The organism is Cedecea neteri (assembly GCF_000757825.1).
Classification (GTDB): Bacteria; Pseudomonadota; Gammaproteobacteria; order Enterobacterales; family Enterobacteriaceae; genus Cedecea; species Cedecea selenatireducens.
This window is the reverse complement of the sequence record NZ_CP009451.1, coordinates 2,457,705-2,477,625: the sequence shown is the minus strand read 5'-3', so window position 1 is coordinate 2,477,625 and position 19,921 is coordinate 2,457,705. Positions and strand designations below refer to the sequence as shown.

The following is a 19,921-nucleotide window of genomic DNA, read 5'->3' as shown; positions in this document are numbered from 1 at the left end:
CGCTGTCAAATACACTCTCTTTTACAGCAATCACAACGGACGCATAACCGAATTCGGGCTTATCACCCATTCCGTCTTGTCGTTTCAGTTCTGCGTATTTCCTATGACCAGGCAGCGATCGGACATGTGTGGTAGCCATTAAACAGGCACGGATGACCCTGCCATACCATTCACGAAACTAAGTTCGAGATTTCCCCCGAGTTTAAGAACCCACCATTATGAATCTTACCGAATTAAAGAATACGCCGGTTTCTGAGCTGATTACTCTCGGCGAAAATATGGGGCTGGAAAACCAAGCCCGCATGCGCAAGCAGGACATCATTTTCTCCATCCTGAAGCAACACGCTAAGAGTGGCGAAGATATCTTTGGTGACGGTGTGCTGGAGATACTGCAGGATGGATTTGGTTTCCTCCGCTCTGCAGACAGCTCCTACCTCGCCGGTCCCGATGACATCTACGTTTCTCCCAGCCAAATCCGCCGTTTCAACCTTCGCACAGGGGATACCATCTCCGGTAAGATTCGTCCGCCGAAAGAAGGCGAACGCTACTTTGCGCTGCTGAAGGTTAACGAAGTTAACTACGACAAGCCGGAAAACGCCCGTAGCAAGATCCTGTTCGAAAACTTAACCCCGCTGCACGCAAACTCTCGTCTGCGTATGGAGCGTGGTAACGGTTCTACCGAAGATTTAACCGCTCGCGTACTCGATCTGGCATCGCCAATCGGCCGTGGTCAGCGTGGCCTTATCGTGGCACCGCCAAAAGCCGGTAAAACCATGCTGTTGCAGAACATCGCTCAGAGCATCGCCTACAACCACCCTGATTGCGTACTGATGGTACTGCTGATCGACGAACGTCCGGAAGAAGTGACCGAGATGCAGCGTCTGGTTAAGGGTGAAGTGGTTGCCTCTACCTTTGACGAGCCAGCTTCCCGCCACGTGCAGGTCGCCGAAATGGTTATTGAGAAGGCGAAACGTCTGGTTGAGCACAAGAAAGACGTTATCATCCTGCTCGACTCCATCACTCGTCTGGCGCGTGCCTACAACACCGTAGTACCGGCTTCCGGTAAAGTACTGACCGGTGGTGTGGACGCAAACGCCCTGCACCGTCCAAAACGCTTCTTCGGTGCTGCACGTAACGTGGAAGAAGGCGGTAGCCTGACCATTATCGCCACCGCGCTTATCGATACCGGCTCTAAAATGGATGAAGTTATCTACGAAGAGTTTAAAGGCACCGGTAACATGGAACTGCACCTGTCCCGTAAGATCGCGGAAAAACGCGTCTTCCCGGCAATCGACTACAACCGTTCCGGTACCCGTAAAGAAGAGCTGCTTACTACCCAGGAAGAGCTGCAGAAAATGTGGATCCTGCGCAAAATCATTCACCCGATGGGCGAAATTGATGCCATGGAATTCCTCATCAATAAGTTGGCGATGACCAAAACCAACGATGACTTCTTCGACATGATGAAGCGCTCGTAAGCAACAAAAACTCGGGGAACGCCACGCTTAGTCGTGGCGTTTTTCTTTTCTGCTAGATACGATATACATACGATGAATGTATTCGCTATCGTTATCTTTTCAAAATTCCTTTTGCCATGGAAGCAGTCCATCGCTAACAGTTTGTTCAGGGAGGAATTATGTTTAATCTCTTCGGGACAGTTGCATATTTCTACTATGCTGACTTTGCCCATAAATCTTGCAGAGACCTTTCACTGTGAATTTAGTCACCGCCGGAACTGACTTACTACTAATTTTCATCTTTACTACCGCCTTTCTATTCATTGCTCGTAAGGTAGCGAAGAGAATCGGCCTTGTTGATAAACCGAATTTCCGTAAACGTCACCAAGGGTTGATTCCCCTGGTTGGTGGGATCTCTGTTTACGCTGGTATTTGCTTTTCTTTCATCCTCGGAAAGTACTACATCCCACACGGCTGGCTTTATTTAACCTGCGCGGGCGTGCTTGTTCTGATCGGTGCACTTGATGACCGTTTTGATGTAAGAGTGAAGATTCGAGCGTCAATACAGGCACTTATTGGCATCGTAATGATGTTCTATGGCAATCTGCATCTTAGTAGTTTGGGCTATATATTTGGTTCATGGGAACTGGTACTAGGCCCCTTTGGCTATTTCCTGACGCTGTTTGCCGTGTGGGCGGCGATCAACGCATTCAATATGGTTGATGGGATTGATGGTCTGCTGGGGGACTCTCATCCGTTTCGTTTGCTGCGATTGGTATTATTCTATTCTTTGATGGTCAGTACAGTCTCGCGATGTGGTGTTTTGCGATGATCGTTGCCATCTTGCCATACATCCTTCTTAACCTGGGTGTGCTTGGACGTCGCTATAAAGTCTTTATGGGGGATGCCGGCAGTACGTTAATCGGTTTTACGATTATCTGGATCCTGCTGGAGACGACTCAGGGACAAACACACCCAATAAGCCCAGTGACTGCGCTATGGATCATTGCGATTCCCCTGATGGATATGATTGCAATTATGTATCGTCGTTTACGTAAGGGTATGAGTCCATTCTCTCCAGACCGCCAGCACATTCATCATTTGATCATGCGGGCTGGTTTTACTTCTCGGCAGGCCTTTGTCCTGATTACGCTTGCCGCAGCGCTGCTTGCTGCCGTTGGCGTTGCCGCTGAATATCTGCACTTTATCCCTGAGTGGGTAATGTTGGCATTGTTCTTGCTTGCATTTGTACTATACGATTTTTGTATTAAACGAGCCTGGAAAGTCGCTCGCTTTATCAGACGCCATAAACGTCGCATTCGCAGAAACAACAACGTAAACATCTAGTCTGACTTGAATTGGGGAAGCGATGAAAGACAACGTGCCAGGCAGTTACCCGGCAGTAGAAAACGAGCTGGATATTCGTGGTTTGTTTCGCACGCTGTGGCAGGGCAAATTCTGGATTATCGGAATTGCCTTTGTATTTGCCCTTATTGCGCTGATTTATACATTTTTAGCGAAACAAGAGTGGAGTTCAACGGCGATCACTGACCGCCCAACGGTTAATATGTTGGGGGGCTACTATTCCCAGCAGCAGTTCCTGCGCAACCTCGATGTTAAATCCAATATGGCGACGGCCGATCAGCCTTCGGTGATGGACGAAGCCTATAAAGAGTTCGTCGTACAGCTCTCGGCCTATGACACCCGCAGGGATTTTTGGCTACAGACGGATTACTACAAGCAGCGTCAGGTGGGGAACAGTAAAGTCGATGCCGCGCTGTTGGATGAAATTGTCGATAACATCCAGTACACCTCTGGCGACAGCGCTCGCAATATCAGTGATAGCGTTAAGCTGGTTGCTGAAACCGCCGCGGACGCCAATAACCTTCTGCGTCAATATGTTGCTTTTGCGAGCCAGCGTGCGGCCAGCCATCTTAATGAAGAACTCACGGGCGCCTGGGCGGCACGCACCATCCAGCTGAAAGCACAGGTAAAAAGGCAGGAAGCCGTTGCGCAGTCCATTTACGATCGCAAAATAAAAAGCGTTGAGCAGGCGCTGAAAATCGCTCAACAGCAAAACATTACCCGCAGTGAAACGAATGTTCCCGCTGAAGAGCTTCCTGATTCAGAAATGTTTATGCTGGGCCGCCCTATGTTACAGGCGAGGCTGGAAAGCCTTCAGGCCGTCGGCCCTGATTTTGATATCGACTACGATCAGAATCGGGCGATGTTAAACACGTTAAACGTTGGGCCGACGGTCGACACTCGTTTCCAAACTTATCGCTATTTACGCACGCCAGAAGAGCCGGTGAAGCGCGACAGTCCTCGTCGTGCATTCTTGCTGATTATGTGGGGTGCGGTTGGGGCGCTTATCGGTGCTGGCGTAGCCTTAGCTCGCCGTCCAAAGGCCGCGTAAGCCCTTTACTGGTGGAGGAGCGATGGAATGCCTCCACCTAATTCAATATAAGAGAATCACCGTGAAAGTATTAACAGTTTTTGGCACGCGCCCGGAGGCTATAAAAATGGCCCCGTTGGTGGATGCGTTGGCAAAAGACGCGTTTTTTGACGCGAAAGTATGTGTAACGGCACAGCATCGCGAGATGCTGGATCAGGTATTACACCTCTTTTCCATTACGCCAGACTACGACTTAAATATTATGAAACCGGGGCAGGGCTTGACGGAAATTACCTGCCGCATTCTGGAAGGGCTTAAGCCAGTGCTGGAATCCTTTAAGCCGGATGTCGTTCTGGTCCATGGCGATACCACCACAACCGTTGCGGCCAGCCTTGCCGCTTTCTACCAGCGGATCCCCGTCGGCCACGTTGAGGCGGGCTTACGCACCGGCGATCTTTATTCTCCATGGCCGGAGGAAGCAAACCGTACCTTAACCGGACACCTTGCTTCCTGGCATTTCGCGCCAACGGAAAACTCGCGCCAGAATCTACTAAAAGAAAACATCAGCGAGCAAAAAATCTTCGTCACCGGCAATACCGTTATCGACGCGTTGATCTCCGTACGCGATCGCGTCCTGGCTCAGGATTCTGTGCGTCAGGACATTGAGGCCCGCCACCCCTTCCTTGATGCCAGTAAAAAAATGATTCTGGTCACCGGCCACCGCCGGGAAAGCTTTGGCGATGGTTTCGAACGTATTTGCCATGCACTGGCAAAAATCGCCAGCCAAAACAGCGATGTGCAGATAGTGTATCCGGTTCATCTGAATCCAAACGTCAGTGAGCCAGTCAGACGTATTCTGGGGCATGTCGATAACGTGATTCTGATTGAGCCGCAGGAATACCTGCCGTTCGTTTATCTCATGAATCATGCCTGGCTTATCCTGACTGATTCCGGCGGAATCCAGGAAGAGGCCCCTTCCCTTGGTAAGCCCGTTTTGGTGATGCGTGAAACTACCGAGCGTCCTGAAGCCGTTGCTGCAGGGACCGTGCGCCTGGTGGGGACGGATGAAGAGAAAATCGTGGCAGAAGTCACTCGACTGCTCCGTGATGAGCAAGAATATAATGCGATGAGCCGCGCCCATAACCCTTACGGTGACGGCGAGGCTTGCAGCCGAATTTTGAATGCCTTAAAACAAAATCAGGTGAAATTATGAATTTTTCCACCATCTCCGTCATTGGCCTTGGCTATATCGGCTTACCAACCGCTGCCGCATTTGCTTCCCGTCAACGGAAAGTCATCGGTGTGGATATTAATCAGCGGGCGGTGGACACCATTAATCGTGGTGAAATTCACATTGTCGAACCTGATTTAGATAAAGTGGTGAAATCCGCCGTTGAGGATGGATTCCTGAGCGCTACCGTACAGCCCGTTGAGGCTGATGCTTATCTGATTGCCGTACCAACTCCTTTTAAAGGCGATCATGAACCGGACATGGTTTATGTGAAAGCTGCCGCAGAGTCCATTGCCCCGGTGCTCAAAAAAGGCGCCCTGGTGGTGCTGGAGTCGACCTCTCCCGTTGGCGCGACCGAGCAAATGGCCGAGTGGCTGGCTGCCCTGCGCCCGGATTTGAGCTTCCCTCACCAGGTGGGAGAACAGGCGGATATCAATATCGCCTATTGCCCTGAGCGAGTTTTACCGGGTCAGGTCATGGTTGAGCTGATTAAAAACGATCGCGTTGTTGGCGGCATGACGCCTGTCTGTTCCACACGTGCCAGCGAGCTTTACAGCATTTTTCTTGAAGGGGAATGCGTTATCACCAACGCCCGCACCGCCGAAATGTGCAAGCTGACGGAAAACAGCTTCCGCGACGTTAACATCGCGTTCGCCAATGAATTATCGCTGATCTGTGCCGATCAGGGGATCAATGTCTGGGAACTGATTCGTCTCGCCAATCGCCATCCTCGCGTAAATGTTCTGCAGCCGGGGCCGGGCGTCGGAGGGCACTGCATCGCGGTAGACCCATGGTTTATCGTTTCGCAGAACCCTGAGCAAGCTCGCCTTATTCGCACCGCTCGTGAGGTCAATGACGGCAAGCCGTTGTGGGTGATTAGCCAGGTTAAAGCCGCAATTGCCGACTGCCTTTCTGAAACAGGCCGCCGTGCCAGTGAATTAACGATTGCCTGCTTTGGCCTCGCCTTTAAGCCCAATATCGACGACTTACGCGAAAGCCCGGCAATGGAAATTGCTGAACTGCTGGCCGAATGGCATAGCGGTAAAACGCTAGTCGTTGAACCGAACATTCACTCGCTGCCGACGAAACTGGCCGATCGCTGCGAACTCACTTCTGTGGATGCCGCGCTTGAGAAGGCCGACGTGCTGGTCATGCTGGTCGATCATAAAGAGTTTAAGGCTATTCCTGCTGAGAACGTGCGTCAGCCGTGGATTATCGACACCAAAGGCGTTTGGCGGTAAGCGGCGATGAGCCTGATTAAGGCAACCCTGGCTCCGCTGGACTGGGAAAACCGCTTCTTTGAGGTGAACAGCAGCGCGGTCCGTTTTTCTGAAGACGCTCCTGCGCTGCGGGAAGAACAGCTACGTGACTGGTCCAGGGTCCAGGCCAAAATTCCAACGCATCGTACCGACTGGCTGGATGGCCTTCAGCGATTTGGTTTCCAGCTTGTTGAAGGCGAAGTTGACCTGGCGCTTACTACTGGCACGCAAAATGCAGTTATTTCTGTCGATATCGCGCAGCCCGAAGATATTCCCGCGCTTCGCCTGGCGGCCTCGCAGGTCTTTACGCAAAGTCGTTTTCGCACACCGTGGTACAAGGACGGCGACAGTGGCCGTTTCTACGCCCAGTGGATTGAAAATGCCGTGCTCGGCACCTTTGATCATCAGTGCCTGCTGCTCAAACGTTGCGGCGAGAATCAGGGCTTTGTGACCTTGCGGCAGCTCAATGACGTCGAGGCCCGAATTGGCCTGCTTGCAGGGCGAGGCGTAGGTGAAGAACTGATGGCTGCGGCACAAGACTGGTGTATACAGCGTGGCTTGCAAACCCTGCGTGTGGCGACTCAGGTGAGCAATACCGCCGCGCTGCGTCGCTATATTAAAAGCGGTGCCACGATAGAAAGCACCGCCTTCTGGTTATACAGGTGAAAAAATGATCCCATTTAACGCTCCGCCGGTCGTCGGTACAGAACTCGAATACATGCAGGCTGCCATGGGCAGCGGCAAACTGTGCGGAGACGGTGGTTTCACCCGCCGCTGCCAGCAGTGGATGGAACAGCGTTTTGGCAGCAAGAAAGTTCTGCTCACGCCGTCCTGTACCGCGTCGCTGGAAATGGCCGCTATCCTGCTGGATATCAAGCCTGGCGATGAAGTGATTATGCCGAGCTACACCTTTGTTTCGACGGCTAATGCTTTCGTGCTTCGGGGGGCGGTCATTGTGTTTGTGGACGTGCGTCCTGACACCATGAACATCGACGAAACCAAAATTGAAGCGGCTATCACTGAAAAAACACGCGCCATCGTGCCGGTGCATTACGCGGGCGTAGCCTGTGAAATGGACGTCATTATGGCTATCGCGAAAAAACATAACCTTTTCGTGGTGGAAGATGCCGCGCAGGGTGTGATGTCCACTTATAAAGGCCGTGCGTTAGGTTCTATTGGGCACATCGGTTGTTTTAGTTTTCATGAAACCAAAAACTACACCGCGGGCGGTGAGGGTGGCGCGACGCTGGTTAACGATCCTGCGCTGATTGAGCGTGCGGAAATCGTTCGTGAAAAAGGCACCAACCGCAGCCAATTCTTCCGTGGGCAGGTGGATAAGTATACCTGGCGTGATATCGGTTCAAGCTACCTGATGGCAGATTTGCAGGCCGCTTATCTTTGGGCACAGCTTGAGGCGGCAGAGAAGATTAACCAGCAGCGCCTGAAGCTGTGGCAAACCTATCATGATGCCCTTGCACCGTTGGCAAAAGCCGGGCGCATAGAGCTGCCGGCTATCCCTGAAAACTGCGTGCAGAACGCCCATATGTTTTACATCAAACTGCGCGATATTGAAGACCGCAGCGCGCTGATTTCATACCTGAAAGAGGCGGAGATCATGGCGGTGTTCCACTATATTCCGCTGCATGCCTGCCCGGCGGGTGAGAAGTTTGGTCGCTTCCACGGGGAAGACCGCTTCACGACCCGCGAAAGCGAGCGCCTGCTTCGCCTGCCGCTGTTCTATAACCTGTCGCCGGTGAACCAACGCACCGTCATCAATACGCTGCAAAGCTACTTCGCCTGATATGTCGTTAGCTAAAGCTTCAGTGTGGACCGCAGGGTCCACGCTGGTAAAAATTGGTGCCGGTTTACTGGTAGTCAAAATGCTGGCCGTTGCTTTTGGCCCTTCTGGCGTGGGGCTGGCCGGTAACTTCCGCCAAATGATTACCGTGCTGGGCGTGCTTGCCGGGGCGGGTATATTTAACGGCGTCACCAAATACGTTGCGGAGCATCATGACAACCCGGAACAGCTGAAGCGGGTGCTCGGCACATCCTCGGCGATGGTGCTGGGCTTTTCTTCGCTGCTGGCGGTGATTTTTGTCCTGGCCGCGCGGCCAATCAGCGTCGGGCTATTCGGCCATGCTGATTACCAGAATTTGGTGCGCCTGGTGGCATTGGTCCAGATGGGGATTGCATGGGCAAACCTGTCGCTGGCCGTCATGAAGGGTTTTCGTGACGCCGCAGGTAACGCTCTTGCATTGATTACCGGCAGCGTCATCGGCGTGCTGGCTTATTATGCCTGCTATCATTTTGGCGGTTACCAGGGGGCGCTGTTAGGCCTGGCATTGGTGCCTGCATTGCTCGTTATCCCTGCGGTCATCATGCTCGTCAGGCGTGAACACGTTCCGCTGAGCTATATGAAGCCGAGCTGGGATAAACTGCTGGCCAGCCATCTTGGTAAGTTTACTATTATGGCGCTGATCACCTCAGTCACGCTCCCCGTGGCCTACGTGATGATGCGAAACCTTCTGGCGGCGCACTACAGCTGGGACGAAGTCGGGATCTGGCAAGGGGTAAGCAGTATTTCAGATGCTTATTTGCAGTTTATTACGGCGTCTTTTAGCGTTTATCTGCTGCCCACGCTTGCCCGCCTGAAGGAAAAAAGTGCCATTACGCGCGAAATCGTGCGCTCGTTAAAGTTTGTTCTGCCCGCGGTGGCGGCGGCAAGCCTGACGGTTTGGCTGCTGCGCGATTTTGCTATCTGGCTGCTGTTTTCACCCAAGTTCGTCGCCATGCGCGATTTGTTTGCCTGGCAGCTTGTCGGCGACGTATTGAAAGTGGGTGCCTACGTGTTTGGCTATCTGGTCATCGCTAAGGCGTCACTGCGTTTTTATATTTTGACTGAAATCAGTCAGTTTGCCCTGTTAACCGGCTTCTCACGCTGGCTGATCCCGGCCCACGGTGCGCTGGGTGCGGCCCAGGCCTACATGGCAACCTATATTGTTTATTTTGCGCTCTGCTGTGGCGTTTTCCTTATTTATCGTAGACGAGCATGACAACACTGATTCACGTATTGGGATCTGATATCCCGCATCATAATCAGACGGTATTGCGTTTCTTTAGCGACGTTCTGGCCGCCACGACTCCCCATGCCCGAGAATTTATCGTGGTGTCCGGGGATCAATCCCTGTTGTCCGCTTTTCCGGCGCTGTCGATCACGCTTTGCCCTTCGAAGCAGGCTATTGCCGCTGAAGTTCTGGCTAAAGCCCGAGCGAACCGGCAGCAACGTTTCTTTTTCCACGGACAGTTTAACAGCAGCCTTTGGGTTGCGTTGTTAACCGGTGGCCTGAAGCCTGAGCAGATGAACTGGCATATCTGGGGTGCGGACCTGTATGAGGTTTCGCGCAGCATTAAGTTCCGTCTGTTTTACCGGCTGCGCCGGTTTGCCCAGGGGCGCGTGGGACGCGTTTTTGCTACGCGTGGGGATTTAAGCTATTTCCATCAGCGTCATCCACGTGTGCCGGGTGAACTGTTGTATTTCCCAACCCGCATGGATCCGAGCCTCAATAAAATGGCGGCCGATCGACAACATAGCGAGAAGCTAACGTTGTTGGTGGGGAATTCAGGCGATCGCAGTAATCAGCATGTTGATGCGTTGAAGGCCATTCACCAGCAGTTTGGCGACACGGTTCGCGTTGTCGTGCCGATGGGCTATCCGGCGAATAACGAAGCTTATATTGCTGAGGTGCAACAGGCCGGCCGCGCGTTGTTTAGCCCGGAAAACCTCCAGCTACTGACGGAAAAAATTGAATTCAATGAATACCTGGCACTGCTGCGCCGGTGCGATCTCGGCTATTTTATTTTTGAACGCCAGCAGGGTATTGGCACGCTGTGCCTGCTGATTCAGGCTGGGATCCCCTGCGTGCTGAACCGCAAAAATCCGTTCTGGCAGGATATGGTCGAGCAGCATGTTCCGGTACTATTTACCGGGGATGTGCTTGATGAAGCGACCGTGCGGGAAGCTCAGCGCCAGCTACGCTTACTGGATAAACAAAACATCGCTTTCTTTAACCCTAACTATATCGATGGGTGGCATCACGCGTTGAGCATCGCGGCAGGAGAGCAAAAATGAGTCTGGCGCAATTTGGCGGGTTATTTGTCGTCTGGTTCCTGTCGGTCGGGTTTATCGGGCTGCTGACGTATCAGGAGTTTCGCCGCGTGCGGTTTAACTTCAACGTCTTCTTTTCGCTGCTTTATCTGCTGACCTTTTTCTTCGGCTTTCCGTTTACCTGTACCCTGGTGTTCCGTTTTGGCGTATCGGTGGTGCCGGCAGACGTGCTGTTGCAGGCTCAGCTTGCGGCAGCCTGCTTCTACGGCATTTATTATGTGACCTATAAAACCCGGCTCAGGGCGAAGGTTGAGCATAAAGCGCGGCGGCCGTTGTTTACCATGAACCGGGTGGAGACGCACCTGACCTGGCTGATGCTGGTGCTGGTGGCGTTGGTCAGCGTCGGCATTTTCTTCGCCCATAATGGCTTCCTGCTGTTTAAGCTGCATTCGTACAGCCAAATTTTCTCCAGTGAAGTGTCAGGCGTAGCGCTCAAGCGCTTCTTCTATTTCTTTATTCCAGCGATGCTGGTGGTGTACTTCCTGCGTCAGGACAGCCGGGCCTGGATCTTCTTCCTGGTTAGCACCGTTGCCTTCGGCCTGCTGACGTACATGATTGTTGGCGGGACGCGCGCTAATATCATCATCGCCTTTGCCATCTTCTTGTTCATTGGCATTATTCGCGGCTGGATCACGCTTTGGATGCTGGCTGCTGCTGGCGTGCTGGGAATTGTTGGGATGTTCTGGCTGGCGCTGAAGCGTTATGGCCTGAGCGTCAGCGGGGACGAGGCGTTTTATACCTTCCTTTATCTGACTCGCGATACGTTCTCTCCGTGGGAAAACCTTGGCCTGCTGCTGCAAAACTACGACAAGATCGAGTTCCAGGGGCTGGCGCCGATTATTCGCGATTTCTACGTCTTCATCCCAAGCTGGGTATGGCCAGATCGCCCGGGAACGGTGCTTAATACCGCGAACTACTTCACCTGGCAGGTGCTGAACAACCATTCGGGACTGGCGATTTCCCCAACGTTGATTGGCTCGCTGGTGGTGATGGGAGGCGTGTGGTTTATTCCTCTGGGCGCGGTTGTCGTCGGGCTGATTATCAAATGGTTTGACTGGCTCTATGAGCTGGCGAACGGGGAAAGCAACCGCTATAAAGCCGCGATAATCTACGCGTTCTGCTTTGGCGCGATTTTCAATATGATCGTTCTGGCCCGCGAGGGGCTGGACTCGTTTGTCTCACGGGTGGTGTTCTTCCTCGTCATTTTTGGCGCCTGCCTGGTCGTGGCAAAACTACTTTACTGGCTTTTTGAAAGCGCAGGGCTTATTCATCAGCGCCTGCGCCGCGTGCCTGCTCCTGCTGCCGACACGCAAAATGCATGACAAGGATATTCATGAACAACTCTACTGAAGCCCCTTCCTATAACATCCGTGGCCTGAACCTGCTGGGGTGGCGAGATATGCAGCATGCGCTGGATTATCTCTATGCGGGGGGCAACTTGCGTCAGGGCACGTTAGTGGCAATCAATGCCGAAAAAGTCCTTACGGCCGAAGATGATGAGCAAATCCGTGGCCTTATTGCCGCGGCGGAATATAAATATGCCGACGGAATCAGCGTTGTTCGCTCTATCCGTAAAAAATACCCAGAGGCCGTAGTGAACCGCGTAGCCGGTGCCGATCTGTGGGAGGCCTTGATGCAGCGGGCCGGTCAGGAAGGTACTCCGGTGTTTTTGGTCGGCGGAAAGCCCGAGGTTCTGGCCCAGACTGAGGCTAAATTACGCCAGCTTTGGCAGGTCAATATCGTCGGCAGTCAGGATGGATATTTTACGGACGAGCAGCGGCAGGCATTGTTTGAGCGCATTCGTGATAGCGGCGCCGCGATTGTCACGGTGGCGATGGGATCTCCGCGCCAGGAGATCCTGATGCAGGCGTGCCGAAAAGTGCATCCTCAGGCGCTTTATATGGGCGTTGGCGGCACGTATGACGTCTTTACCGGACGCGTAAAGCGAGCGCCAAAGGTCTGGCAAAATCTCGGCCTGGAGTGGCTATATCGCCTGCTTTCACAGCCGACCCGCATTAAACGGCAGCTGCGGCTGCTGCGCTATCAGCGCTGGCATTTGACCGGCAAGCTATAAATCTTCCAACGCGCTCATCCGGGCGCGTTTTGCTTTCTCTGCGCAATTTCCCACCAGACTTAGGCCAGTTTGTTACGCAGTTATTTGTAATTTTGTAAAAAATACGGAACCATTGCGCCCACTCGATGCAGTGCCGTAGTGATGTTGCGCCAGCAAATCTCTTGCCGACGCTGCATGGCCTGTTATTGAGCCTGGCAACAACCAAACACAATAACCGGTAAAAACCGGAGTAAAAGCAAACACAATACAGAGGATTTATGGCAGAGAAAAAAGCAGAGCTGCAGCGCGGGCTGGAAGCTCGACACATCGAACTTATCGCCCTGGGAGGGACCATTGGTGTTGGCCTGTTTATGGGCGCCGCCAGTACCCTAAAATGGGCCGGGCCGTCGGTATTGCTGGCGTACATTGTTGCGGGCCTGTTCGTGTTCTTCATTATGCGTTCAATGGGGGAGATGTTATTCCTTGAGCCCGTAGCCGGTTCTTTTGCCGTCTACGCGCACCGCTATATGAGCCCCTTTTTCGGTTACCTTACGGCGTGGTCGTACTGGTTTATGTGGATGGCGGTCGGCATCTCCGAAATAACGGCAATTGGCGTTTATGTTCAATACTGGTTCCCGGATCTGCCCCAGTGGCTGCCGGCCATTTTTGCCGTCGGGCTTGTGGCGCTAGCGAACCTGGCCGCGGTGCGTTTATACGGTGAAATAGAATTCTGGTTTGCGATGATTAAAGTCACCACCATCATTGTGATGATCGTCGTTGGCCTTGGCGTTATCTTTTTCGGTTTTGGCAACCATGGGCAGGCGATAGGCTTTAGCAACCTGACCGAGCACGGCGGCTTCTTTGCCGGCGGCTGGAAAGGTTTCCTGACCGCGTTGTGTATTGTCGTGGCGTCTTATCAAGGCGTGGAGCTTATCGGTATTACCGCCGGTGAAGCGAAAAACCCGCAGGTCACCTTGCGTAGCGCCGTGGGTAAAGTGCTGTGGCGTATTCTGATTTTCTATGTGGGGGCGATTTTCGTTATCGTGACTATCTTCCCATGGAACCAGATTGGCACCACCGGCAGTCCGTTTGTGCTGACCTTTGCGAAGATTGGTATTACGGCGGCGGCAGGAATTATTAACTTCGTTGTTCTGACGGCGGCACTGTCCGGCTGTAACAGCGGCATGTACAGCTGCGGGCGCATGCTGTATGCCCTTGCCAAAAACCGTCAGCTTCCGGCTAAAATGGCCACCGTTTCACGCAGTGGCGTGCCGGTTGTGGGCGTCGCTATTTCTATCGTTATTTTGCTGCTTGGCTCCTGCCTCAACTACATCATTCCTAATCCGCAGCGCGTCTTCGTTTACGTCTACAGCGCCAGCGTATTGCCCGGGATGGTGCCGTGGTTTGTGATTCTGATTAGCCAGGTTCGCTTCCGTAAGGCGCACCGCGAGGCCATCGCCAGCCATCCGTTCCGCTCCATTTTATTCCCGTGGGCGAACTACCTGACCATGGCCTTCCTTGTGTGCGTTCTGGTTGGCATGGGGCTGAATGAAGACACGAGGATGTCGCTGACGGTTGGGGTGATTTTCCTGGCTGCCGTGACGTTGGTTTATAAGGTATTTGGCCTGAATAAGTACGCCGCCAGTGAAAAACTGAACGGATAAGCATCAGGATGCGCAAAGCATAACCAAACGCGCAGTTTTGCGCGTATTTTATTGAAATAACCACTAGACAGCTGAGCACGAAGCCCGTATTATCCGACCCCGCAACGGCGCTACGCGCCCGTAGCTCAGCTGGATAGAGCGCTGCCCTCCGGAGGCAGAGGTCTCAGGTTCGAATCCTGTCGGGCGCACCATTTATAATGGCGCTAGAGCTGCGGTGGTATTATGTACCGCGTGAAAGTTTTACAGTGGTGGCTATAGCTCAGTTGGTAGAGCCCTGGATTGTGATTCCAGTTGTCGTGGGTTCGAGTCCCATTAGCCACCCCATTAATTTAGATGTATGCGAAGGTGGCGGAATTGGTAGACGCGCTAGCTTCAGGTGTTAGTGTTCTTACGGACGTGAGGGTTCAAGTCCCTCTCTTCGCACCACACCTAAATTAATCAGCAGTAAAAGCAGTATTTCGGCGAGTAGCGCAGCTTGGTAGCGCAACTGGTTTGGGACCAGTGGGTCGGAGGTTCGAATCCTCTCTCGCCGACCAATTTTAAAAAGCCCTTCTGAAGAAGGGTTTTTGCTTTCAACACTGAACCGTAAAAGGTCACAGGCACGTTGAAGGCCGCAGTAAGAGCAGTATTTCGGCGAGTAGCGCAGCTTGGTAGCGCAACTGGTTTGGGACCAGTGGGTCGGAGGTTCGAATCCTCTCTCGCCGACCACTTTAGAAAAGGCCAGCTTTCGAGCTGGCCTTTTTGCATCTGAAGCTCAAAGAGGATGAGAACCTCCGAAGGAGGTTTGAGCCGAGCGTAGCGAGACAACGTTGCTTTAGCAACGGCCCGCAGGGGAATAATCCTCTCTCGCCGACCACTTTAGAAAAGGCCAGCTTTCGAGCTGGTCTTTTTGCTTTTTCGCGTTCTACCCATCCCCCCGCCCTCATTAATGCCAGATACCCCAACCCTGCCTTTTGAGCCTTGATGTTGCTATCTGTCGTTACTGTCGCCCAGACACGACAGGAGGGTCATTTCATGTCTCTAAATGGAGACATATAGTTCTTTGTTTTTAAAGTAATTTATAAATAAAGCGCTAACTCGTCTCCTTAAGGAGACAAAAGCTTTTCGTGATGAAGGGAATGCCGGGGCATCTGAAAGGGTTACTTCGGTTATGCTAATACTATGAAACTACTAATATTAGCGGTTGGCTTAGTTTCTAAATGCAAACCTGGCATGCATTGTGCAATAATAAATTCGTAGATGCTCATTCCACTTCTTATGTTCGCTTAGGCTTCATAAACCCAGGAATGACGCAGAGCCGATTACGGTGCTTATCGTCCACCGACAGATGTCGCCCCGATGGGGTCTCATCCAACACCATGGACATAACGTTGAGTGAAGCACCACTTAGTTGTCAAACAGACCTGTTTTAACACCTGCCTTATGGCAGGTGTTTTTTTTTTGCGTGCAGGAAAGGGAAGGCGGCAGAATGCCGCCTTAAATTATGGATTGGAATTGTTCTGCAGGGTCAGCAGCAGGCCATCACGGCGCATGGTTGCCGCTTCTTCAGGCTTGTGCAGTTTATCGAGAGAATCTGCCAGCCAGGCGTAATCATAAGCATCCGGACGTTGCTTAATGGCCTCACGGAATGCGTCGCTTGCCTGCTGCCATTCGCCATGTTTCATCAGCAACTGTCCCAGCGTGCTTTGCAGCAGAGGACGATCGCCCTGAGTTTTGATCTGCTGACGCAGGACTTTCTCTAACTGCTCCGGATTACCCGACTTCAGGCGCGGCATCAATAACACCAGGCGATCGTCGTACTGGCGCTTCAGCCCGTCGATGATTATCTCCTGCGCGGCATCATGATCGTCGCACTCGATGAGATGTTCGGCCATTGCCACCTGCAGCGTTGTCTGGTGACGCGTTTTCCGACTTTGATTCCGCCACCAGGCCTTCAGGCCATCGTTGCCCTGATCGGCCATCGCCTGATCCATGAGCCCGATCCAGGCCTGCTGCTGGAGTACTTCACGGTGGGCTTCATCGCCGATCTGCACTTTCTCCATTGCGGGTAGAATATCCAGCAGCGAACTCCACGCGCCGGTTCTCAAATAAGCCTGCTCGGCCAGACGAAGGACTTCAGGATGGCGAGGTGCGACCTCCAGAAGCTTATCAATGCCGTGGCGTGCCGCGTGGTTTTCATTACGTGCCAGCTGCAAACGAACGCGTGTGATTTCGACCGGGAGCTGATCGTTATCCGCCAGTTCGGCCGCGCGCTCAAGATGCTGATTGGCGCGAATCTCATCGCCGCGCTGTTGAGCTGCCTCTGCGGCAAGCAGATAGTTCACCACCGGCTGTTCAGCGTGGTCGGCATTCTTGCTCATCAGCTTCTCAACCTGCTGATAATCGCCTTCGGCCAGTTTTAGCAGTGCGGCTTTAGTTTGCTTACGGGCACGGCTGCGCTTGCGGCCCAGGAACCAACCGCGGGTACGGGCACCGGTACGGAAAATACGGCGCAATACCCATTCGATAGCAAACAGCACCACCATCGTCAGGATCAGAATAATGACCAGGCCGGTTACGCTGGTTTCAACGTTGTAGTTGTCGGTCTGGATTAATACGTAACCCTGGTGACCTGCCAGTATTGGGCCCAGAACGATGCCTGCAATCAGCAGCAGGAAGAGCAATAAGACTTTAATCATGCTTATTCCCCCTGGCCTGCGGCAGGCGCAGGTTGTGCTGGCGCTGCCTCTGGCTGTGCGTTATCGATCGCAGGGCTTGCCGGCTGGGCAAGTAAATTACGTACTCGGGTTTGCATCAATTTTTCCAGCAGCGCCTGGCTTTGCAGCGTTTGCGGGATATCCATATGGATGCTTTGCTGGCTCAGGCCATCAAGCTCTTCAAGGAATGCTTTGGTGGCTGAATCATTCGTATCGTAATAGGCACGCACCCAGGTAGACACATTGTCCAGGGCCTGCTTGTAGGTATCTTCCTGATGGCGTGGTACAGCCTGCGCGGCGACCAGCAGGCGGGAGCGAATATTTTCGCGCAGGTAAATATCCTGATTCGGTGCCAGCAGCGGCACTGCAGTTTCATCGCGGCGGCGGATAGTGATAAAGCTATCCATAAAGCTATGCCAGCTTTTCACCAGGTTCTGACGCCATTCGGTAATCGTGCCTGACAGCTCGCCGCTGTCAGAATCCATCGGTGAATCATCGCTGTCGTTATCGGCAAGACGCAGGTTATCCAGGCCGTTAGAGAGCTGATTCAGCTTAAGAATAATCCCGTCGTAGTCGACCTGGGTCACCGTAGACAGCGTTGAAATATCATCCGTTAGCGCACGGCGAGCGGTGATTAGGCTCGGGTCGTTCATATCGGCCAGGCTGGCATCGGCGCTTTTTAACAGCGCCGCGGCTGTTGTAACGTCCTGATCGCTCCACAGCTTACGGCCCGCAAGCTTCACGAGGAAGTCAGCCTGTGCCAGCAGCCAGGTTTTCGAGTCACTGCCGGAAATTGTCGCGACCTTTTGCTGCACTTCATCTAACTGGTGCGCCAGGGCTGCCTGCTGCTTATTGGCATCGCTGAGTGCGGTAGCCTGCTGTTTCAGCGTGGCATCAAATTCGCTCTTCTGCGTTTCCTGCTGCTTCTGCAGGGCAATCAGCTGATTAGCCAGCGCATCGCTGGTCGCCGTCTGGGTTGATACCTGATGTTTGCCATAGCTATAAAGCCCGCCGCCTAACGCCAGAGCAATCGCAATGGCAATCGCTCCCAGCGCGATACCCGCCACGCCGGAACGATTTTTCTTCGTCGCTGGCTCGGGCTGCGATGGCGTCTCCACCGCGGGTGTGGTTTCCTCAACCATGGCGGAGGAGTTATTTTGTTCCGTCATTGTGGCGTCCTGTTATTGTTAGGTGTGTTGTAACGCACGTAGCAGCGCGTCATTGTCCGCATTCGCGGCGACCCGAATATTCTGCCAGCCCATTTCCCGGGCAAGGTCCGCTAAGCGCTCGCTGACAACCAGCAACCGGCAGCGAAGTAGCCAGTTTTCGCGATACCAGTCGGGCGTTAGCATGTACAGCTGCTGCAGCATTTCACCGCTGGTGACCACCAGCGTCGAGATCCCTCGCGCATGCCAGCGGTTAGCTTCTTCTATTCCATCGTAAATAATAGCGCTTCGCTGATAACACTCACAGAAGCTGACTTCAGCGCCTCGTGCCTCGAGCGTTTCACCCAGCAGTTCACGCCCGCCGTTTCCACGTAAAATTAACGCGCGTTTGCCGGCAACATTCTGTAATTCAGGTAATTGTAGCAAGACTTCGCTGGTTTCCCGATCTTGTGGGTAACGAACGGGAATATGGCTGACGGTATGAAAAGCCAGCGCGGTTGTCCGGCCTATGGCAAACCAGCTTAGTTTATCTGGCCAGGGGATACCGCTGCGGCGCAAAAGAGGGGCGGCATAGTCAATCACGTGCTGCGAAAGAACAAAGACCAGATCGCCGGGCGCAAGCGCCGCAAGCTGGGCCGGAAGCTGTGACAGCTGCCGGCCGGGCGAGAACTCGATAAGCGGGAAGCTATACGCCACCTGCCCGAGTGCGCGCAGACGGCTCACTAACTCTTCCCCGGCAGGGGAGGGGCGGGTGACAAGGATCGTCATGCGGGAGCATCTCCATCATAAACGTCAGCGAGGATCTCCCGAGCACCGTTATCCAGCAGCTCCTCCGCCAGTGAAACGCCCATGGCTACGGCATCTTCCGGTTTACCACGGCGTTCGCCGCGTACCATCACGGAACCGTCAGGCGCGCCGACTAATGCGCGAAGCCAGAGTTCATTATCTTTCAGCTCGGCATAGCTACCGATTGGCACCTGGCAGCCGCCTTCAAGGCGCATATTCATCGCGCGTTCTGCGCTGACGCGAATGGCGGTTTCATGGTGATTCAGCGGAGCCAGCAGCGCTTTGGTGCGCTCATCGTTCAGGCGGCATTCAATGCCAACTGCACCCTGACCGACGGCGGGCAGAGACACTTCCGGCGGCAGAGCGTAGCGAATGCGATCCTGCATCTCAAGGCGGTTTAGCCCGGCGACGGCAAGAATAATGGCATCGTATTCGCCCTTATCTAACTTACCCAAACGGGTACCGAGATTGCCGCGCAGGGAGCGAATCACTAAATCGGGACGCTGTTCGGCTATCTGGCACTGGCGACGCAGGCTTGAGGTGCCCACGATACTGCCGGCCGGAAGCTCATCCAGCGTTTGGTAATGATTGGAGACAAAGGCGTCGCGGGGATCGTCACGCTCGCAGATGGTGACCAGCCCAAGACCTTCAGGGAATTCCACCGGGACATCCTTAAGCGAGTGCACGGCGATGTCCGCGCGCCCGTCCAGCATTGCCAGCTCCAGCTCTTTAACGAACAGTCCTTTACCGCCCACTTTGGCAAGCGGGGTATCCAGCAAAACGTCGCCGCGCGTGACCATTGGCACCAGCTCAACGGTGAGCTGCGGGTGGAAGGCTTCCAGGCGCTGCTTAACATAATGTGCTTGCCAGAGTGCAAGGGGACTTTGGCGAGTGGCAATTCTGAGTATATTGTCTAACATGCTTGTTACCGTAATTATCGTCCACCGACCATCCTACCACTCTTAGCGGAAGGCTGTCAGGTTCGGCGGTTTCTGCGGCAACAGAGGGACGTGATTCGTATTATGGAAGAAACAGCCTGTGGCCAGGGT

15 protein-coding genes, 5 tRNA genes, 1 other RNA gene and 1 pseudogene are annotated in these 19,921 nt (G+C 53.5%); 18 read left to right on the top strand and 4 right to left on the bottom strand.

What is annotated here, in order from left to right:
• Window positions 1–218 precede the first annotated feature (218 nt).
• The 18 genes and pseudogenes from rho to JT31_RS23105 all read left to right on the top strand — a co-directional run bounded on the left by rho (window position 219) and on the right by JT31_RS23105 (window position 15,080).
• Window positions 219–1,478 carry a transcription termination factor Rho gene (gene rho / locus JT31_RS11445; RefSeq protein ID WP_008455558.1) on the top strand — a complete coding sequence of 420 codons (1,260 nt, stop codon included), beginning with the start codon at window positions 219–221 and terminating at the stop codon, window positions 1,476–1,478.
• A 235-nt stretch (window positions 1,479–1,713) separates the two neighbouring features.
• A pseudogene (gene wecA / locus JT31_RS11440) lies at window positions 1,714–2,804 on the top strand (UDP-N-acetylglucosamine--undecaprenyl-phosphate N-acetylglucosaminephosphotransferase).
• A gap of 22 nt (window positions 2,805–2,826) precedes the next feature.
• On the top strand, window positions 2,827–3,873 hold the full coding sequence (gene wzzE / locus JT31_RS11435; RefSeq protein WP_038476933.1) for an ECA polysaccharide chain length modulation protein: 1,047 nt from the start codon (window positions 2,827–2,829) through the stop codon (window positions 3,871–3,873).
• Window positions 3,874–3,934: 61 nt separating this feature from the next.
• Window positions 3,935–5,065 (top strand): non-hydrolyzing UDP-N-acetylglucosamine 2-epimerase, encoded by a 1,131-nt coding sequence (gene wecB, locus JT31_RS11430; RefSeq protein WP_038483036.1) that lies wholly within the window; start codon window positions 3,935–3,937, stop codon window positions 5,063–5,065.
• The gene (gene wecC / locus JT31_RS11425) at window positions 5,062–6,324 is read left to right on the top strand and encodes a UDP-N-acetyl-D-mannosamine dehydrogenase (protein WP_038476930.1); all 1,263 of its coding nucleotides are present in this window, start codon (window positions 5,062–5,064) and stop codon (window positions 6,322–6,324) included. The genes wecB and wecC overlap by 4 nt, the downstream gene beginning before the upstream one ends.
• Before the next feature lie 6 nt (window positions 6,325–6,330).
• The gene (gene rffC / locus JT31_RS11420) at window positions 6,331–7,008 is read left to right on the top strand and encodes a dTDP-4-amino-4,6-dideoxy-D-galactose acyltransferase (RefSeq protein ID WP_038476926.1); all 678 of its coding nucleotides are present in this window, start codon (window positions 6,331–6,333) and stop codon (window positions 7,006–7,008) included.
• A gap of 4 nt (window positions 7,009–7,012) precedes the next feature.
• Complete coding sequence (gene rffA / locus JT31_RS11415; protein ID WP_038476923.1) at window positions 7,013–8,143, top strand: dTDP-4-amino-4,6-dideoxygalactose transaminase; 1,131 nt, start codon at window positions 7,013–7,015, stop codon at window positions 8,141–8,143.
• A 1-nt stretch (window position 8,144) separates the two neighbouring features.
• Window positions 8,145–9,395, top strand: a complete 1,251-nt coding sequence (gene wzxE, locus JT31_RS11410) for a lipid III flippase WzxE (protein WP_038476920.1) — start codon at window positions 8,145–8,147, stop codon at window positions 9,393–9,395.
• Window positions 9,392–10,471 carry a TDP-N-acetylfucosamine:lipid II N-acetylfucosaminyltransferase gene (locus JT31_RS11405; RefSeq protein WP_038476917.1) on the top strand — a complete coding sequence of 360 codons (1,080 nt, stop codon included), beginning with the start codon at window positions 9,392–9,394 and terminating at the stop codon, window positions 10,469–10,471. The genes wzxE and JT31_RS11405 overlap by 4 nt, the downstream gene beginning before the upstream one ends.
• Window positions 10,468–11,829 carry an ECA oligosaccharide polymerase gene (gene wzyE, locus JT31_RS11400; RefSeq protein WP_038476914.1) on the top strand — a complete coding sequence of 454 codons (1,362 nt, stop codon included), beginning with the start codon at window positions 10,468–10,470 and terminating at the stop codon, window positions 11,827–11,829. The genes JT31_RS11405 and wzyE overlap by 4 nt, the downstream gene beginning before the upstream one ends.
• A gap of 11 nt (window positions 11,830–11,840) precedes the next feature.
• Window positions 11,841–12,581 carry a lipopolysaccharide N-acetylmannosaminouronosyltransferase gene (gene wecG / locus JT31_RS11395; protein ID WP_038476911.1) on the top strand — a complete coding sequence of 247 codons (741 nt, stop codon included), beginning with the start codon at window positions 11,841–11,843 and terminating at the stop codon, window positions 12,579–12,581.
• Window positions 12,582–12,838: 257 nt separating this feature from the next.
• On the top strand, window positions 12,839–14,224 hold the full coding sequence (gene thrP, locus JT31_RS11390; protein WP_038476908.1) for a bifunctional threonine/serine APC transporter ThrP: 1,386 nt from the start codon (window positions 12,839–12,841) through the stop codon (window positions 14,222–14,224).
• Between the two features lie 114 nt (window positions 14,225–14,338).
• Window positions 14,339–14,415, top strand: a tRNA-Arg gene (locus JT31_RS11385).
• A gap of 57 nt (window positions 14,416–14,472) precedes the next feature.
• Window positions 14,473–14,548 (top strand) — tRNA-His (locus JT31_RS11380).
• A 15-nt stretch (window positions 14,549–14,563) separates the two neighbouring features.
• Window positions 14,564–14,650 (top strand) — tRNA-Leu (locus tag JT31_RS11375).
• 33 nt (window positions 14,651–14,683) lie between these two features.
• A tRNA-Pro gene (locus tag JT31_RS11370) sits at window positions 14,684–14,760 on the top strand.
• A 95-nt stretch (window positions 14,761–14,855) separates the two neighbouring features.
• Window positions 14,856–14,932: transfer RNA gene (locus JT31_RS11365), tRNA-Pro, on the top strand.
• Window positions 14,933–14,966: 34 nt separating this feature from the next.
• A non-coding RNA gene (locus JT31_RS23105) (RtT sRNA) lies at window positions 14,967–15,080 on the top strand.
• A 625-nt stretch (window positions 15,081–15,705) separates the two neighbouring features.
• Here JT31_RS23105 and hemY read toward each other — a convergent pair.
• From hemY to hemC, 4 genes are read right to left on the bottom strand one after another with little or no spacing between them, the layout of a single operon-like run.
• A complete protein-coding gene (gene hemY / locus JT31_RS11360) occupies window positions 15,706–16,902 on the bottom strand; it encodes a protoheme IX biogenesis protein HemY (protein WP_038476905.1) in 1,197 nt (398 codons plus the stop codon).
• A gap of 2 nt (window positions 16,903–16,904) precedes the next feature.
• The gene (gene hemX / locus JT31_RS11355) at window positions 16,905–18,089 is read right to left on the bottom strand and encodes a uroporphyrinogen-III C-methyltransferase (protein WP_038476903.1); all 1,185 of its coding nucleotides are present in this window, start codon (window positions 18,087–18,089) and stop codon (window positions 16,905–16,907) included.
• An 18-nt stretch (window positions 18,090–18,107) separates the two neighbouring features.
• Window positions 18,108–18,854 carry a uroporphyrinogen-III synthase gene (gene hemD, locus JT31_RS11350; RefSeq protein WP_038476900.1) on the bottom strand — a complete coding sequence of 249 codons (747 nt, stop codon included), beginning with the start codon at window positions 18,852–18,854 and terminating at the stop codon, window positions 18,108–18,110.
• Window positions 18,851–19,792, bottom strand: a complete 942-nt coding sequence (gene hemC, locus JT31_RS11345; protein WP_038476897.1) for a hydroxymethylbilane synthase — start codon at window positions 19,790–19,792, stop codon at window positions 18,851–18,853. The genes hemD and hemC overlap by 4 nt, the downstream gene beginning before the upstream one ends.
• Between the last annotated feature and the right edge of the window lie 129 nt (window positions 19,793–19,921).